Here is a 17,503-nt window from a genome sequence, read left to right as displayed (position 1 = left end):
GAAAAGGATAATGACTATGTCACGCCAAACGCCGTCACTTTCATTTGAAGTGTTCCCTCCAAACCCAGCTGTGGGTAATGATAAAATTATTTCAGCCTTGCAGGATATGCGGGAGCTGACACCGCACTTTATCAGTGTGACTGCTAGCAATAATAAATTTAATATCAAGGAAACAACGGTTCGTTTGGCTGACTTTATCCAGAATGACTTGGCGATTCCAACTATTGCCCACTTGCCAGCTATCTATCTGACCAAGGACAAAGTTGCTGAAACCATTGCGGACTTGGACAAGGTTGGGGTACAGAAAATCTTGGCCCTACGTGGAGATATTATCCCTGATGTGGAGCCTCAAAAGGATTTCCGCTATGCAACGGACTTGATCGAGTTCATCAAGGAACAAGCCCCTCACTTTGATATTGTTGGCGCTTGCTACCCAGAGGGACACCCTGACTCGCCAAACCAGATCTCGGATATTCAAAATCTCAAGAAGAAAGTGGATGCAGGCTGTTCAAGTCTTGTAACGCAGCTTTTCTTTGACAATGAGCGCTTCTATGATTTCCAAGATAAGTGTACCTTGGCAGGGATTGATGTTCCCATTCATGCGGGGATTATGCCAATTCTGAACCGTAACCAAGCGCTTCGTCTCTTGAAGACTTGTGAGAATATCCACCTTCCACGAAAATTCAAGGCTATCTTGGACAAGTATGAGCATGACCCAGAGTCACTCAGAGCAGCAGGACTTGCCTACGCAGTGGATCAAATCGTGGACTTGGTAACCCAGGATGTTGCGGGTGTGCATCTCTACACCATGAACAATGCTGAAACAGCAAAACACATCCACCAAGCAACCCATGCCTTGTTTAATCATCAGTCTTTAGGATAATCGATTCTTTTAGCACTGAGACGACAGCTTGTCATTCACTTGCTTTTAAATAAAAAATGACAGTTGCGAGAGCCAAAGAATTTGCTAAATAAAATAAACAACAAACCATTCCTCTTTTCATGGGGGAATGGTTCCTTTTTAATAGAAAAGCCCGCACTTTTTAAGAAAAATATGATAAAATAGACTCTGTACGTACTTGATACAAAGATGAGGGTATAAACAGATTCTTAGCTATTCAAATCTGCTATGCTATAAAAGATACAAATGCTAAAGAATAATATTTTTAAACTTTTCAAGGTATTTAGGTAGTTGAACACGGGCTAAATCCCTAGTGAAAAAGATAGATTTCCTGGTGTGCATCGCACACTGCGTCAATCTCCTATTTTCATACGGGATTCTTTGCGCCCTTTGTATCCTGATTTTTGTAGGCAAGGCGTATAATTTCATCAATCCAAAGGGGATTAAAATGACAAAACAAGTGTTTCAAACGACTTTTGCGGGTCGTGAGTTAATCGTAGAGACTGGCCAGGTTGCTAAGCAAGCAAATAGCTCTGTTGTCGTGCGTTACGGTGAGTCAACTGTACTGACTGCAGCCGTGATGTCTAAGAAGATGGCAACTGGGGATTTCTTCCCACTCCAAGTCAACTACGAAGAAAAAATGTATGCAGCTGGGAAGTTTCCTGGTGGCTTTATGAAACGTGAAGGACGTCCTTCGACAGATGCGACTTTGACAGCGCGTTTGATTGACCGTCCAATCCGCCCTATGTTTGCGGAAGGTTTCCGTAACGAAGTGCAAGTAATCAACACCGTCCTTTCTTATGATGAAAATGCATCTGCACCTATGGCTGCTATGTTTGGTTCATCCTTGGCGCTTTCTATTTCAGATATTCCATTTGACGGACCTATTGCTGGGGTACAAGTGGGCTATGTCGATGGTCAAATCATCATCAACCCTACTCAAGAACAAGCAGAGCAATCGCTTCTTGAATTGACAGTAGCAGGTACTAAGCACGCTATCAACATGGTTGAGTCTGGTGCCAAAGAATTGTCAGAAGAAATTATGTTGGAAGCTCTTCTCAAAGGGCACGAAGCAGTCAAAGAATTGATTGCCTTCCAAGAAGAAATTGTTGCTGCTGTCGGTAAAGAAAAAGCAGAAGTGGAATTGCTTCACGTAGATGCGGACTTGCAGGCTGAAATCATTGCAGCCTACAACAGCGACCTCCAAAAAGCGGTTCAAGTAGAAGAAAAATTGGCTCGTGAAGCTGCAACTCAAGCAGTTAAGGATCAAGTGACTGCAGTTTACGAAGAAAAATATGCAGACCACGAAGAATTTGACCGTATCATGCGTGATGTGGCTGAAATCTTGGAACAAATGGAACACGCTGAAGTGCGCCGTTTAATCACAGAAGACAAGGTGCGTCCTGACGGTCGTAAGGTCGATGAAATTCGTCCTTTGGATGCGCAAGTTGACTTCCTTCCTCGTGTGCATGGTTCCGGTCTCTTTACTCGTGGACAAACTCAGGCCCTTTCAGTTTTGACCTTGGCTCCGATGGGAGAAACTCAAATCATCGATGGTTTGGATCCAGAGTACAAAAAACGCTTTATGCACCACTATAACTTCCCTCAATACTCTGTCGGGGAAACTGGTCGTTATGGTGCGCCAGGTCGTCGTGAGATCGGTCACGGTGCTCTCGGGGAACGTGCTCTTGCTCAAGTATTGCCAAGTTTGGAAGAATTCCCATACGCTATCCGCTTGGTGGCTGAGGTCTTGGAATCAAATGGTTCTTCATCTCAAGCATCTATCTGTGCGGGAACTCTTGCCCTTATGGCTGGTGGTGTGCCAATCAAGGCGCCAGTAGCGGGTATTGCCATGGGTCTCATCTCAGATGGAAATAACTATACAGTATTGACAGATATCCAAGGTTTGGAAGACCACTTTGGCGATATGGACTTCAAGGTTGCAGGTACTCGTGAGGGGATTACAGCCCTTCAAATGGATATCAAGATCCAAGGAATCACTGCAGAAATCTTGACAGAAGCTCTTGCTCAAGCTAAGAAAGCTCGTTTTGAAATCCTTGATGTGATTGAAGCAACCATTCCAGAAGTTCGTCCAGAATTGGCTCCAACTGCTCCAAAAATTGATACCATCAAGATTGATGTGGACAAAATCAAGATTGTCATCGGTAAGGGTGGCGAAACTATTGACAAGATTATCGCTGAAACAGGCGTTAAGATTGATATTGATGAAGAAGGTAATGTATCTATCTACTCAAGCGATCAAGATGCCATTAACCGTACCAAAGAAATCATCGCTGGTTTGGTTCGTGAAGCCAAAGTGGATGAAGTTTACCATGCTAAGGTTGTTCGTATCGAGAAATTTGGTGCCTTTGTCAACCTCTTTGATAAGACAGATGCACTTGTGCACATTTCTGAAATGGCTTGGACTCGTACGAACAATGTAGAAGATTTGGTAGCCATTGGTGATGAAGTAGATGTTAAGGTCATCAAGATTGATGAAAAAGGACGTGTTGATGCTTCTATGAAGGCTCTTCTTCCTCGTCCACCAAAACCAGAACACGATGAAAAAGGTGAAAAGTCTGAACGTCCTCACCGTCCACGTCATCACAAGGACCACAAACCTAAGAAAGAATTTACGCACAAACCAAAAGACTCAGAATAAGAAAAGGAGAAATGTATGGGATGGTGGCGCGAAACCATTGATATTGTAAAAGAAAATGATCCAGCGGCGCGCACCACTTTGGAGGTTCTACTGACTTATCCAGGTGTCAAGGCCTTAGCGGCTCACCGTCTCTCGCATTTTCTCTGGAAGCACGGCTTCAAACTCCTGGCTCGGATGCACAGTCAGTTTTGGCGCTTTTGGACCCAAATCGAGATTCATCCGGGTGCCCAGATTGACTCAGGTGTTTTTATCGACCATGGTTCAGGTCTGGTGATTGGAGAGACGGCGATTGTTGAAAAAGGCGTTCTTCTCTATCACGGAGTGACTCTCGGTGGGACAGGGAAAGACTGTGGCAAACGCCATCCGACTGTGCGTAAAGGAGCTCTCATATCGGCCCATGCCCAAGTTATCGGGCCAGTAGAAATCGGTGAAAATGCCAAAGTCGGTGCAGCAGCAGTTGTCGTGGCAGATGTACCTAGTGATGTAACAGTTGTCGGTATTCCGGCTAAGATCGTCCGCGTTCATGGACAGAAGGATGAGCCTATCATCCACGAAGTCGAAGAAAAACGAGAGTACTACGTCAATAAACTCGAGCAGGCTAAAGAAGCCAGTCACAGATCGTCGGGGTTGTAGAGGATACCTATATGATTCAAGCAAGAAATAAGTTGAGCCAAGAAGAGTTATTTGAAGCGAAAAAACTAATTGACTGTTGCCAAGCCTATGATGGAACTTATCGTGATCCCTATCTTTCTAACATGCTTAATTTTGACCCAAACATGCCCGCCTTTTTCCTTTATTATGAAAAAGGCGAACTTGTTGGTCTATTAACTGTCTATGCTGATGACCAAGATGTGGAAGTGACGATACTGGTTCATCCAAATCATCGCCGTCAGGGAATTGCGCGTGCTTTGTTTACGAGTTTTGAGAAAGAAACGGCTTCTTTCCCTATTCGTTCAGTTACTTTTCAGACAGAACGTATTTTTCTAGAGCGTCATCCTGATTTTGTCAGCAACTGGGGATTGGTCGAGGATGAAGATACAGAAACCTGGTTAGGTAAGGATAGAAGACCTTATCCGTTAACAAAACTTTCCAATCTTGAAGTTTTGTTAGCAGATAGTTCATATCAGGAGCAAATTAGCCAGTTAAAATTTCAGGCATTTTCAGAGGAGCATGAATTGAGAGAAGTTGTGGATAGATATGTCGCCGAAGCTCTGAAGGATCCAGAAAGTCGTCTATATATTTTATTAAAAGACGGTCAGGTTATTGGAACTTGTACGGTAGATTTATCGACTAATACAAATTACCTCTATGGTTTGGTAATATCGGAACCTGAACGTGGAAAAGGCTATGGAAGCTACTTCGTAAAATCTCTTATCAACCAACTGATTGAGCAAAATGATAAGGAATTTCAGATTGCAGTAGAGGACAGCAACGTAGGTGCCAAGCGCTTGTATGAAAAAATCGGCTTTGTCAAACAGACACAGGTAGTTTATCTGAATGAGAAAGAGTAGAAAAATGCTATTAGAAGAATTCGAAAATGTACCTGCTGTTATCGAACCAACTGATCGAAGTATTCGTGGTGGTGGAGAAATCTGTGACACGATTATTTTATCTTTTAATGGAGAAATCGTTGAACGAGTAAAGCAGTTTGAAGATATTTACGAAGGTGGCTATCTAACCAATCTAAATGGCAGACTTCCATGGTATATCTATGAAAAAGATGGGAGAAAGGTAGCAGTTGCTATAGCTACGATTGGAGCCCCAATGGTTGTAGGTCTCTTAGAAGAACTCAAAGCAAGAGGATTTAAGAACTTTATTGTTTTGGGTTCTTGCGGAGTTCTAGATCAGTCTATTCAGGCAGATAAGATTATCCTACCAAGTTCAGCTCTACGTGATGAAGGTACAAGTTACCATTACGCTCCTCCAAGTGATGAGATAGCTTATGATGAAACTTTGCTCTTAACTATGGAAGGAGCCTTGAACAAATCTTGCATCGAGCATATCCGCACCAAGTCTTGGACGACTGATGCCTTTTATCGGGAAACGCCTGATAAGATCAAGCGTCGCTTGGCTGCCGGTGCCCAAGTGGTGGACATGGAAGCTTCAGCTATCATGGCTTGGAGCCAATTTCGCAAGACCAAGGTCTATCAATTCTTCTACACAGCTGACTATGTGGATCATCATAACCGAACCTGGGATGCCCGCCATGAAGATCGGACAGCTGATGCCATGACTTTTTTCACTATCGCTTTGACAATAGCAAAGGAACTAGAAAGGTAACTACAAGAATGGCAGTATATTTTTACGGCTGTATCACCATGGATGGCTACTTGGCAGACAGCCAGCACAGGATAGACTGGCTGCATCAGCTTGGTTCTGTAGAGGATACAGGCTATGATGATTTTTACAGGCAAATGGATATCACCATCATGAGCAAGCGGACCTTTGAGGAAATCCAAGATTTGCAAGATGTAGAAAGTTTTTATCAAGCTACGGAAAACTATGTCTTTACGCATGATAGAAACCTGCCTGTCAGCAATTACCAGCCAGTAGCTGGGGATGTGGTGGACTTTGTTCGCCAGATTGACAAAGGCAAAAATGTCTTTGTGATTGGTGGTAATTCCTTAGTAGGACCGCTCTTGGATGCGGATCTTTTCGACCACCTCATTATTCAGATAGCGCCCCTTATCCTAGGAAAGGGGGTTCCCCTCTTTACCCAAGAGGAAGGGCAGCGCTTTTATCAACTGGATAGCCTCAGACAATTTGGTCCTTTTGCAGAGCTGGTTTTCAGCCGAAAAAGTCAGAAATAGAGAAGGGAGTGGACCGCATGATTAAAATTTACGACACCATGTCTCGTGATTTGCGAGAATTTGTCCCAATCGAGGACGGCAAGATCAAGATGTATGTTTGTGGGCCTACGGTATACAACTATATCCACGTGGGGAATGCCCGTTCAACAGTGGCTTTTGATACCATTCGTCGCTACTTTGAATACCGTGGTTATGAGGTTGCCTATATTTCCAATTTCACAGATGTGGATGATAAGATTATCAACCGTGCCAAGGAAGAAGGCATCACGCCTCAGGAGGTTGCGGACAAGTACATCGCTGCCTTTCGTGAGGATGTGACAGCTTTAGGCGTCAAACCTGCGACTCGCCATCCGCGTGTAGTGGAGTTTATGGCTGATATCATTCGTTTTGTGGAAGACTTAATTGAAAAAGGCTATGCTTATGAGAGTCAAGGGGATGTTTACTTCCGTGTGGAAAAATCCCACAACTATGCTAAATTGGCTAATAAAACCTTGGAAGATTTGGAGCTGGGTGCTTCAGGTCGTACCGATGAAGAAACAGCTCGCAAGGAAAATCCTGTGGACTTTGCCCTTTGGAAAGCTGCAAAACCAGGCGAGATTTCTTGGGATAGTCCTTGGGGACCTGGTCGTCCGGGTTGGCATATCGAGTGTTCGGTCATGTCGACAGAGATTTTGGGCGATACCATTGATATCCACGGTGGGGGAGCCGATCTGGAGTTTCCGCATCACACCAATGAAATTGCCCAGTCAGAAGCCAAAACAGGCAAGACTTTCGCCAACTACTGGATGCACAATGGTTTTGTCAACATCGACAATGTCAAGATGTCTAAGTCCTTGGGCAACTTTATCACAGTCCATGATGCCCTCAAAACTCTTGATGGCCAAGTGCTTCGATTCTTCTTTGCGACTCAGCATTACCGTAAGCCTATCAACTTTACCGAAAAAGCAGTGCGTGATGCGGAGACTAATCTCAAGTATCTGAAGAACACTTATGAGCAGCCATTTACTGGGAGTGTTGATGTCCAAGAGTTACAAGCCTTTAAAGATAAGTTTGTAGCCGCTATGGATGAGGATTTCAACTCTGCCAACGGCATCACAGTTGTCTTTGAAATGGCCAAGTGGATCAACTCTGGTAACTACACCGCTGAAGTAAAGGCAGCCTTGGCCAAGCTCTTAGAAGTTTTTGGTATTGTCTTTATAGAAGAAGTTCTAGATGCAGACATTGAGGCCTTGATCCAAAAACGTCAAGAGGCGCGTGCCAATCGTGACTTTGCGACAGCGGACCAAATCCGTGACCAATTGGCGGCTCAAGGAATTAAGCTCCTTGACACCAAGGATGGAGTGAGGTGGACTCGTGATTGATGTCAACCTCATTAACGGGATAGCGCTGGCTTTTGAGGGAGATGCAGTTTACTCCATGTATATTCGTCGCCATCTCATCCTCAAAGGCATGACCAAGCCCAATAAACTCCACCAAGAGGCGACTAAGTATGTGTCAGCCAAGGCTCAGGCGCGCTTGATTGCCCTTATGTTGGAGGAGCAAGTCCTGACGGAAAAAGAAGAAGAAATCTACAAACGTGGTCGCAATACCAATAGTCACACAAAGGCTAAAAATGCTGATGTGGTGACCTACCGCATGTCTACTGGCTTTGAGGCGGTGATGGGGTATCTCCATCTGACTGAAAATCTGGAGCGGCTAGAGACCTTAATTTCTTGGTGTATCCAAAAAGTGGAGGAGTAGAAATGCTTGCTAAAGAACTACAAGACTGGTTTCCTGAAGCTCAGATTTCAGATCAGCCAGTAGAGAAACCAGGCTATCTAACTCTCCCTTTAGCCTCTCAGCAGTGGATTTTACTGGAGGAGACCAATCTCACTGAACGTGAAAAGCAGTTAATTGCCCTTTTAACCCAGCAGGAGCAGGCTCGTTCGCTCAATCCTTGGTATTCCTATCTGATTGAGGGAAAGGGGCAGGCGCCTCAAACTTTTAAAAAGATACAACTGGTTTATTGCCATCTATCCTATTACCAACAGGAAAATCTAGCCTCTTGGCTGGATATGATGCAGACCCTCTTTCCTAACTGCCAGACAGTGTTGCAGGTCGGAGTTCAGGACTATGTTTTTGTTCTCCAGCAAGATAAATACAGCTCTGTTCGCTCAATCTTATCCGATACGATTGAGGCAGTAGAGTATGATTTTGGTCTTCGTCTATCTATCATGTTGGGGCAGGTCTGGTCACAGACTGGATATCAGGCTCTGTCAGATTTAATCCAAGCAGAGCGGGACTTGTTTAAGACTTGGTGGCGTCAAGGACATCAAGGTGTTCATACTTTTTCCCAGCTCTATCTTTGGAGTATGGGAGAAAGACTTGTGGACCTGAGAGTCATTAAAGAATACCTACACCAGATGATTTTGGATCAGGATCAGATTCAGGAAATTATCCTTTCTCTCTGGGAAAATAGTGCTGTCCTAACTAAAACAGCCCAGCAACTCTATCTGCACCGCAATTCTCTCCAATACAAGATTGATAAATGGGAAGAATTGACAGGGCTTCAGTTGAAGGAGTTGGCCGACTTGACCCTGTGTTATCAATTGATTTTACCAGATATTCTCTAAAGTTTTGTGCAAGTTGCACAGAACTTTTTTGTTTTTTTGGTCATCTTGCCATAGAAATGTAAAGCGTTTTCATTTATAATAAAACTATCAAAAAATAAAAGGAGTTCACCTTCCATGGTAGAATTAAATCTTAAAAATATTTACAAAAAATATCCAAACAGCGAACATTATTCAGTTGAAGACTTCAACTTGGACATCAAAGACAAGGAATTTATCGTTTTCGTAGGTCCTTCAGGATGTGGTAAATCAACAACTCTTCGTATGATCGCTGGTCTTGAAGACATCACAGAAGGTACTGCATCTATCGATGGCGTGGTTGTCAACGACGTAGCACCAAAAGACCGTGACATCGCCATGGTATTCCAAAACTACGCTCTTTACCCACACATGACTGTTTATGACAACATGGCTTTCGGTTTGAAATTGCGTAAATACAGCAAAGAAGACATCGATAAACGTGTTCAAGAAGCAGCAGCAATTCTTGGTTTGAAAGAATTCTTGGATCGTAAACCTGCTGACCTTTCAGGTGGTCAACGTCAACGTGTTGCCATGGGTCGTGCGATTGTCCGTGATGCAAAAGTGTTCTTGATGGACGAGCCTTTGTCAAACTTGGATGCCAAACTTCGTGTATCAATGCGTGCTGAAATTGCGAAAATCCACCGTCGTATTGGAGCTACAACTATCTACGTAACCCACGACCAAACAGAAGCGATGACACTTGCAGACCGTATCGTTATCATGTCAGCAACTAAGAACCCTGCTGGTACAGGTACTATCGGACGTGTAGAACAAATCGGTACTCCTCAAGAAGTTTACAAAAACCCAGTTAACAAATTCGTAGCAGGATTTATTGGAAGCCCAGCTATGAACTTCATCAACGTGAAATTGGTTGGTGGTGAAATTGTTTCTGACGGTTTCCGCTTGAAAGTTCCAGAAGGAGCTTTGAAAGTTCTTCGTGAAAAAGGCTATGAAGGAAAAGAATTGATCTTCGGTATCCGTCCAGAAGACGTGAATGCAGAACCCGCTTTCCTTGAAACATTCCCAGAATCAGTTGTCAAAGCTACGATCTCTGTATCAGAATTGCTTGGTTCAGAATCTCACCTTTACTGCCAAGTCGGTAAAGACGAATTTGTTGCAAAAGTGGATGCTCGTGACTACTTGCAAACAGGTGCAACAGTTGAACTTGGATTTGACTTGAACAAAGCACACTTCTTCGACGTAGAAACTGAAAAAACAGTTTACTAAGATAAATAAAAACAGTAAAGCACTGCAGAGTTTCTCTTGCAGTGCTTTTTCCTTTTAAATGCAGAGGCTAGGCATGAAAACAGGCTTTTCTAGTTTTAATATTCTTAAAAAAGTGATAAAATGGTAGGAAGAATTGGAGAGTATAGATGCCGAAAGAAGTGAATTTGACGGGCGATCAGGTAGTCGCTTTAACGAGAGAATATTTAACAAAGGAAGACGTTGCTTTTGTACAAAAAGCATTGATTTACGCAGTTGATTGTCATAGTGGTCAATACCGAAAATCAGGTGAGCCCTATATTATCCATCCTATCCAAGTGGCAGGAATTCTGGCTAAGCTCAAACTGGATGCCGTAACTGTTGCCTGTGGTTTTTTGCATGATGTAGTTGAGGACACAGATGCGACACTGGATGATTTGGAGCGTGAGTTTGGTCATGATGTTCGGATTATCGTTGATGGAGTGACCAAGCTTGGTAAGGTTGAGTACAAATCACTCGAGGAACAATTGGCTGAAAATCACCGCAAGATGCTCATGGCCATGTCTGAAGATATCCGTGTTATTTTGGTCAAACTATCGGACCGTTTGCACAATATGCGGACTCTCAAACACCTGCGAAAGGACAAGCAAGAACGTATCTCCAGAGAAACCATGGAAATTTACGCACCACTAGCTCATCGTCTAGGGATTTCCAGTGTCAAGTGGGAGTTGGAAGATTTATCTTTCCGTTACCTCAATCCAACTGAGTTTTACAAGATTACTCACATGATGAAGGAGAAACGCAGAGAACGTGAGGCTTTGGTCGATGAAGTCGTAACCAAGTTGGAGGACTATGCTACCGAACGCAATCTCAAAGGGAAAATCTATGGTCGTCCTAAGCATATCTATTCTATCTATCGCAAGATGCAGGATAAGAAGAAACGCTTTGAGGAGATTTATGACCTGATTGCCATTCGCTGTATCTTAGATACCCAGAGTGATGTCTATGCCATGCTGGGTTATGTGCATGAACTTTGGAAACCCATGCCAGGCCGCTTCAAAGACTATATCGCTAATCGTAAGGCCAATGGATACCAGTCTATCCATACGACCGTTTATGGACCAAAAGGGCCGATTGAATTCCAGATTCGGACCAAGGAAATGCACGAAGTGGCTGAGTACGGGGTAGCAGCTCACTGGGCCTATAAGAAAGGCATTAAAGGGCAGGTCAACAGCAAGGAATCTGCTATTGGGATGAACTGGATCAAGGAGATGATGGAGCTCCAAGACCAGGCTGATGATGCCAAGGAATTTGTGGACTCTGTTAAAGAAAACTATCTGGCGGAGGAGATTTACGTTTTTACCCCAGATGGTGCGGTCCGCTCCCTTCCAAAAGATTCAGGACCGATTGACTTTGCCTATGAAATTCATACCAAAGTCGGTGAAAAAGCGACCGGTGCTAAGGTCAATGGCCGTATGGTTCCACTAACAACCAAGCTCAAGACAGGGGATCAGGTTGAAATTATAACCAACCCCAACTCCTTTGGACCGAGTCGTGACTGGCTCAACATGGTCAAGACCAGCAAGGCGCGCAACAAGATTCGCCAGTTCTTTAAAAATCAAGACAAGGAATTATCTGTTAACAAGGGCCGTGAGATGCTGATGGCCCAGTTCCAAGAAAACGGTTATGTGGCCAATAAATTCATGGACAAGCGTCACATGGACGAGGTCCTTCAAAAGACCAGCTACAAGACAGAGGAGGCCCTCTATGCAGCTATTGGTTTTGGAGAAATTGGCGCTATTACCGTCTTTAACCGTTTGACCGAAAAGGAACGCCGTGAGGAAGAACGTGCCAAGGCCAAGGCGGAAGCAGAAGAGCTTGTCAAAGGTGGCGAAGTTAAGGTTGAGAATAAGGAGAAGCTCAAGGTTAAGCATGAGGGCGGTGTCATTATTGAGGGAGCCTCAGGTCTCTTGGTTCGGATTGCTAAGTGTTGTAATCCCGTGCCTGGTGACGATATTGTCGGCTACATTACCAAGGGGCGTGGTGTGGCCATTCACCGCGTGGACTGTATGAACCTTCGCGCCCAAGAAAACTACGAGCAACGTCTCCTTGATGTGGAATGGGAAGATCAATTCTCAAGCAAGGAATATATTGCCCACATTGATATCTACGGCCTCAACCGTACAGGTCTCTTAAATGATGTTCTACAAGTTCTTTCCAACACGACCAAGAATATCTCAACCGTTAATGCCCAACCAACTAAGGATATGAAATTTGCCAATATCCATGTCTCCTTTGGTATTTCCAACCTCTCTACACTGACCACAGTCGTGGATAAGATTAAGAGTGTGCCAGAGGTCTACTCTGTCAAACGGACCAATGGCTAATTCTCCCTTCAGTTACTAGAAAGGCTATTATGAAAATTATTATCCAACGAGTTAAGAAAGCTCAAGTGAGTATTGAAGGTCAGGTTCAGGGAAAAATCAATCAGGGGCTCTTATTGTTGGTCGGAGTAGGACCAGAGGACCAAGAGGAAGATCTGGACTATGCTGTCCGAAAGCTCGTCAACATGCGGATTTTTTCAGATGCAGAAGGCAAGATGAATCTGTCTGTTAAGGATATTGAGGGCGCAATTCTTTCTATTTCTCAGTTTACCCTCTTTGCGGACACTAAGAAAGGCAATCGTCCCGCCTTTACAGGTGCAGCCAAGCCTGATATGGCATCAGATTTCTATGATGCTTTCAATCAAAAGCTAGCGCAAGAAGTGCCCGTTCAGACAGGTATCTTTGGAGCAGATATGCAGGTTGAGCTGGTCAATGACGGACCAGTCACCATTATCCTTGATACTAAAAATAGATAAGAAAACCAAGCCCAGCTGGCTTGGTTTTTGTTTATAGACACTCCCAGAAAGAGATGTGTTTGTCGTAAAAGTCTGGATAGTTTTCTCTTATGTGGCTAGCCATTATATAATAAAAAGTAGAATGGAAAGAAGTGACGATTGGCATAAGAGAGGAAAATCGCTGATAACTGGTGAAGACTAAAAGGATCAATAACAGAAGATCAACTGAGAGAATCCCTAAGTAGTAGAGGCGAATTTTTTTGTTAATCTGAGGATAAATCTCAGAGAAATGTTTTTTGAGTCGGACAACCAAGCGAAATAGCAACAGTCCTTGAGCAAGGATAAAAATAAAACCAGAGAGCAGGAGCCAGTCTACAGAGGGATCGGTTTTGGAGATAAAAATTGCTAATAGTAGCAAATCGCTGACTGCAATGGCTGCAAAATGGATTCTAAAGAGCTTTTTCATAAGATGACCTCCCTCTTTTCTCTAACTTCATTCTACACCAAAAGAATGGGACTTACAACTAAAATAATAAAAAATCCCTGAAAGAAGTTTCTTTCAGGAATAAGGGGTTAGTTGATTTTTTCGACATAGAGTTGTTTGGCGATATCGATACCAACTTGGAGGTCTTCATCCTTGTTGACCAGTGTAAAAGTATTGGAAAAATTATCAAACTGCTTAACTTGGAGTTGGTCACCAATATGAATCTCATGCTTTTCTAAGTATTTGAGTAGATCAAAGCTATCATGAACCCGAGTCAGGAGATAGGTTCCAGCCTCTTTGGTATCTGCTAGAGGTAGGTTGTTGATCTCAACCAAGAGTTCTCCTTTAACAGGAATAGTTCCACCGTGGGGACAGGTTTGAGGGAAGCCAAGCAGTTTATCCAATCTCTCCACAAAGAGGTCAGAGACAGTGTGTTCTAGAACCTCAGCTTCCTCATGGATTTGATCGCTGGTATAGTCGAGATGGTGAACTAGAAAGACTTCAATCAACCGATGCTTGCGATAGAGCTCAGAGACCAGTTCGAGGCCGATATCTGTCAATAGATAGCCGTTCTCCTTGTCCTTGAGAATGAGATTTTCACTTTTCATGCGTTTGATCATCTCTGTTACGGCAGGTGGAGAGACCTGCATACGGGCAGCAATTTCTTTATTGGTGATTTTTTGCATTTCCGTACCGATTTCATAAATACATTTTAGGTAGTCTTCTTTATTTGGCGTCATTCGTTCCCTCTTGTCTTTTCTCTCCATCTAGTATATCAAAAAAAGCTAGATTTCTCTAGCCTTCTGCCGTAATGGCCTTGATTTTAGTCCAGTTCTTTCACTGCAGCAATAGCAGCTTCAAAGTCTGGTTCCGTGTTAATGTTGTCAACGTATTCCACATAACGGATGACATTGTCAGCATCGAGAATAAAGACGGCACGCGCAAGGAGATGCCATTCGTTGATCAAGAGGGCATAATCGCGCCCGAAAGAATGGTCAAAGTAGTCTGAAAGCATGATGGCATTGTCAAGGCCTTCAGCCCCGCACCAGCGTCCTTGGGCAAATGGTAGGTCCATAGAAACGGTAAGAACGACGGTATTATCAAGGTTGGCAAGTTCTTGGTTGAATCGACGTGTTTGCGTTGAGCAGATACCAGTATCGATAGAAGGGACAACACTCAAGACTTTTTTCTTTCCATCAAAGTCAGCTAGTGTTTTTTTAGAGAGATCGGTTGTCGTGAGAGAAAAGTCAAGTGCCTTGTCTCCGACTTGCAGTTGTTTACCTGTAAAGGTTACAGGATTTCCGAGAAAAGTGGTCATGAAACTACTCCATTCTTTTTTCTTTTATTTTACCGAGAATTGTCAGATTTTTCCAATGATTTGACTGGAAATTAAAAGATAAAAAAACGCCTGTTCATGTGAGAACGACGTTTTTTAATGAATTATTTTGACAAACCTTCAGCAATCTTGTCAAGGTTGTATTTCATCATGTTGTAGTAGCTGTCACCTTCTTTACCTTCTTCAGCGATTGAGTCAGTAAAGATTTGTGCGTAGATTGGGATATTTGTGTCTTGTGAAACAGTCTTCATTGGACGGTCATCGACACTTGATTCAACAAAGAGTGATGGAACTTTTGTTTGGCGAAGCTTTTCAACCAAGGTCTTGATTTGTTCAGGTGTTCCTTCTTCTTCTGTGTTGATTTCCCAGATGTAGGCACTTGGGACACCGTAGGCTTTAGAGAAGTATTTGAAGCATCCTTCGCTGGTTACGATGAGTTTCTTCTCAGCAGGGATATTGTTAAATTTCTCTTTGGCTTCCTTGTCCAGTTTGTCTAGTTTTTCAGTATAGTCTTTGAGATTTTTTTCATAGAATTCCTTGTTGCTAGGATCTTTTGCAATCAACTGTTTAGCGATGTTCTTTGCATAAATCATCCCATTTTCAAGGTTGAGCCAAGCGTGTGGGTCTTCTTTGCCTTTCTCGTTTTGGCCCTCAAGGTAGATGATGTCTACGCCGTCACTGACTGCAAAGTAGTCTTTGTTTTCAGTTTTCTTGGCATTTTCGACCAATTTGGTAAACCAAGCATTGCCACCTGTTTCAAGATTGATTCCGTTATAGAAAATCAAATCAGCTTGAGAAGTTTTCTTTACGTCTTCAGGAAGTGGTTCGTACTCATGTGGGTCTTGACCAACAGGAACGATACTGTGAAGATCAATCTTGTCACCAGCGATATTTTTGGTAATATCAGCGATGATTGAGTTTGTAGCAACAACTTTTAGTTTTTGACCAGAAGTTGCATCTTTTTTTCCGCTAGCACATGCTACAAGTGCAATGACGGAAAGAAAGAGTACAAGCAATGTACCTAATTTTTTCATTAGATTCCTCCAGAAAGGGTTTCCCCGTTATTTAATGATTTTTTTGTTTTTCAGTTTCAAGTATCGTTGCTTAGGAGAGATAAAGAAACTGATTAGAAAGAAGCTGGCGGATGTGAGCACGATGCTGGATCCTGCTGCGAGATTGAAGCTATAGCCGATAAAGAGTCCCAAGACAGAAGCGGTTGCCCCTAGGGTTGATGAAAGGAAAATCATGCTCTTTAGGCTATTAGCATAAAGGTAAGCCGTCGCAGCTGGGGTGATCAACATGGCCACGATAAGAATAGTTCCAACACTTTGCATGGCGGTGACTGACACAAGGGTCAAGAGCACCATGAGCAGATAGTGGTAGAAATTAACGGGCATTCCCATGGCTTTAGCCAGGAGCTCGTCAAAGGATGTAATCAATAGTTGTTTAAAGAAAATCCCGATAATCAAAAGAATCAATGCCCCCACACCAATGGTAATCCACATGTCCGTATCTTGGACAGCGAGGATATTCCCAAAAAGGATATGGAAGAGATCTGTCGAACTCTTGGCAACACTAATCAAGATGACACCTAAGGCTAAGAAAGATGAAAAGGTAATACCAATGGCAGTGTCACTCTTGATGATAGAGTTACCCTTGATGTAGGTAATGATGATGGAAGCCATCAAACCAAAGATGATTGCTCCAATAAAGAAATCAATTCCCAGGATAAAGGAAAGGGCTACGCCAGGCAAAACTGCGTGAGAGATGGCATCTCCCATGAGAGACATTCCACGCAGGATGATAAAACATCCCACAGCTCCAGCAACGACTCCAATGACAATAGCTGTGATCAAGGCGTTTTGTAGGAAATGGAAATTTTGCAATCCATTGATAAATTCTGCTATCATAGGTCACCTCCATTGAAAAAGAGTTTGCTACCGTAGGCCTTTTTGAGATTGGCCTCGGTAAAGGTTTCTTCAGTCGAACCAAGGTCAATTAATTCTCGATTGAGAAGTAAAACTTGGTCGAAATAATGGGGGACTTTGCTGAGGTCATGATGAACGATGAGAACTGTTTTACCAGCTTTTTTAAGGTCTCTCAGCGTATTCATGATAATCTCTTCACTAACCGAGTCAATCCCGACAAATGGCTCATCTAGAAAGATGTAGTCAGCTTCCTGCACTAAGCAACGGGCAATCAAAACACGTTGGAATTGTCCTCCTGAGAGCTGGCTGATTTGGCGATCAGCATAGTCTGAAAGTCCAACGATTTCAAGTGCATCTGCCACTTTTTTCCAGTGGCTGGCTTTTAAGGTGTGAAAGAGCGGTATGGATGGATAGAGTCCTAGAGAGACACATTCCTTGACCTTGATAGGGAAATTGTAGTCGATATGGATTTTTTGTTCGACATAGGCAACTCGATTTAAAGATTTCTTGACTTCTTTGTCGTCGAGAAAGGCCTGACCCTCATGTGGGATAATTCCCAACATACCTTTTAATAAAGTAGATTTTCCAGCACCATTTGGACCAATAATTCCGGTAATAGTTGGTCCGTGGAGCACTAGTGAAATATCCTTTAGTGCCAACGTTTCTTTGTAGGAGACACTGAGGTGTTCAATACGTATCATAACAAATTC

The 17,503-nt window shown here is 43.2% G+C and carries 18 protein-coding genes; 12 read left to right on the top strand and 6 right to left on the bottom strand.

The genetic code is table 11. From position 1 onward, the window contains the following. The first annotated feature begins 16 nt into the window (after window positions 1-16). From metF to dtd, 12 genes are all read left to right on the top strand, one after another. Window positions 17-883 carry a methylenetetrahydrofolate reductase [NAD(P)H] gene (gene metF / locus D8805_RS06655; RefSeq protein WP_125416403.1) on the top strand — a complete coding sequence of 289 codons (867 nt, stop codon included), beginning with the start codon at window positions 17-19 and terminating at the stop codon, window positions 881-883. Between the two features lie 466 nt (window positions 884-1,349). Then, window positions 1,350-3,563 (top strand): polyribonucleotide nucleotidyltransferase, encoded by a 2,214-nt coding sequence (gene pnp, locus D8805_RS06650; RefSeq protein WP_125416355.1) that lies wholly within the window; start codon window positions 1,350-1,352, stop codon window positions 3,561-3,563. A 15-nt stretch (window positions 3,564-3,578) separates the two neighbouring features. Beyond that, window positions 3,579-4,196: a serine O-acetyltransferase gene (gene cysE / locus D8805_RS06645; protein ID WP_125416353.1), complete on the top strand. Its 618-nt coding sequence runs from the start codon at window positions 3,579-3,581 to the stop codon at window positions 4,194-4,196. Window positions 4,197-4,207: 11 nt separating this feature from the next. Next, window positions 4,208-5,074, top strand: coding sequence for a GNAT family N-acetyltransferase (locus D8805_RS06640; RefSeq protein ID WP_125416351.1), 867 nt, complete (start codon window positions 4,208-4,210; stop codon window positions 5,072-5,074). 4 nt (window positions 5,075-5,078) lie between these two features. Next, window positions 5,079-5,843 (top strand): nucleoside phosphorylase, encoded by a 765-nt coding sequence (locus tag D8805_RS06635; protein WP_125416349.1) that lies wholly within the window; start codon window positions 5,079-5,081, stop codon window positions 5,841-5,843. 8 nt (window positions 5,844-5,851) lie between these two features. Continuing rightward, window positions 5,852-6,373 carry a dihydrofolate reductase family protein gene (locus D8805_RS06630; RefSeq protein ID WP_125416346.1) on the top strand — a complete coding sequence of 174 codons (522 nt, stop codon included), beginning with the start codon at window positions 5,852-5,854 and terminating at the stop codon, window positions 6,371-6,373. 17 nt (window positions 6,374-6,390) lie between these two features. Then, window positions 6,391-7,734 (top strand): cysteine--tRNA ligase, encoded by a 1,344-nt coding sequence (gene cysS / locus D8805_RS06625; RefSeq protein ID WP_125416344.1) that lies wholly within the window; start codon window positions 6,391-6,393, stop codon window positions 7,732-7,734. Next, window positions 7,727-8,113: a Mini-ribonuclease 3 gene (locus D8805_RS06620; RefSeq protein WP_125416342.1), complete on the top strand. Its 387-nt coding sequence runs from the start codon at window positions 7,727-7,729 to the stop codon at window positions 8,111-8,113. The genes cysS and D8805_RS06620 overlap by 8 nt, the downstream gene beginning before the upstream one ends. A 2-nt stretch (window positions 8,114-8,115) precedes the next feature. Further along, window positions 8,116-8,985 carry a helix-turn-helix domain-containing protein gene (locus tag D8805_RS06615; RefSeq protein WP_125416340.1) on the top strand — a complete coding sequence of 290 codons (870 nt, stop codon included), beginning with the start codon at window positions 8,116-8,118 and terminating at the stop codon, window positions 8,983-8,985. A gap of 114 nt (window positions 8,986-9,099) precedes the next feature. Next, entirely contained in the window at window positions 9,100-10,230 is a 1,131-nt protein-coding gene (locus tag D8805_RS06610; RefSeq protein WP_000229941.1) for an ABC transporter ATP-binding protein, read from the top strand. A 146-nt stretch (window positions 10,231-10,376) separates the two neighbouring features. Then, entirely contained in the window at window positions 10,377-12,593 is a 2,217-nt protein-coding gene (locus D8805_RS06605) for a RelA/SpoT family protein (RefSeq protein WP_125416338.1), read from the top strand. A gap of 29 nt (window positions 12,594-12,622) precedes the next feature. Beyond that, window positions 12,623-13,066: a D-aminoacyl-tRNA deacylase gene (gene dtd, locus D8805_RS06600; protein WP_044021197.1), complete on the top strand. Its 444-nt coding sequence runs from the start codon at window positions 12,623-12,625 to the stop codon at window positions 13,064-13,066. A gap of 31 nt (window positions 13,067-13,097) precedes the next feature. On the opposite strand, the gene D8805_RS06595 is transcribed toward dtd, so the two are convergent. The 6 genes from D8805_RS06595 to D8805_RS06570 all read right to left on the bottom strand — a co-directional run bounded on the left by D8805_RS06595 (window position 13,098) and on the right by D8805_RS06570 (window position 17,494). After that, window positions 13,098-13,511, bottom strand: a complete 414-nt coding sequence (locus tag D8805_RS06595; RefSeq protein WP_125416336.1) for a hypothetical protein — start codon at window positions 13,509-13,511, stop codon at window positions 13,098-13,100. A 107-nt stretch (window positions 13,512-13,618) separates the two neighbouring features. Beyond that, window positions 13,619-14,269 (bottom strand): metal-dependent transcriptional regulator, encoded by a 651-nt coding sequence (locus tag D8805_RS06590; protein ID WP_125416334.1) that lies wholly within the window; start codon window positions 14,267-14,269, stop codon window positions 13,619-13,621. 83 nt (window positions 14,270-14,352) lie between these two features. Next, window positions 14,353-14,847 carry a thiol peroxidase gene (tpx, locus tag D8805_RS06585; protein WP_125416332.1) on the bottom strand — a complete coding sequence of 165 codons (495 nt, stop codon included), beginning with the start codon at window positions 14,845-14,847 and terminating at the stop codon, window positions 14,353-14,355. A gap of 122 nt (window positions 14,848-14,969) precedes the next feature. Continuing rightward, window positions 14,970-15,899, bottom strand: a complete 930-nt coding sequence (locus tag D8805_RS06580; protein WP_125416330.1) for a metal ABC transporter substrate-binding protein — start codon at window positions 15,897-15,899, stop codon at window positions 14,970-14,972. Between the two features lie 27 nt (window positions 15,900-15,926). Beyond that, a complete protein-coding gene (locus tag D8805_RS06575) occupies window positions 15,927-16,775 on the bottom strand; it encodes a metal ABC transporter permease (protein WP_000559799.1) in 849 nt (282 codons plus the stop codon). Then, window positions 16,772-17,494, bottom strand: coding sequence for a metal ABC transporter ATP-binding protein (locus D8805_RS06570; protein ID WP_084975778.1), 723 nt, complete (start codon window positions 17,492-17,494; stop codon window positions 16,772-16,774). Before D8805_RS06570 ends, D8805_RS06575 begins: the two co-directional genes overlap by 4 nt. Between the last annotated feature and the right edge of the window lie 9 nt (window positions 17,495-17,503).

Origin of the sequence: Streptococcus oralis subsp. dentisani (assembly GCF_003944205.1) — a bacterium.
In the GTDB taxonomy this organism is placed as follows: domain Bacteria; phylum Bacillota; class Bacilli; order Lactobacillales; family Streptococcaceae; genus Streptococcus; species Streptococcus oralis_BH.
This window is presented reverse-complemented; position numbering and strand designations above follow the sequence as displayed.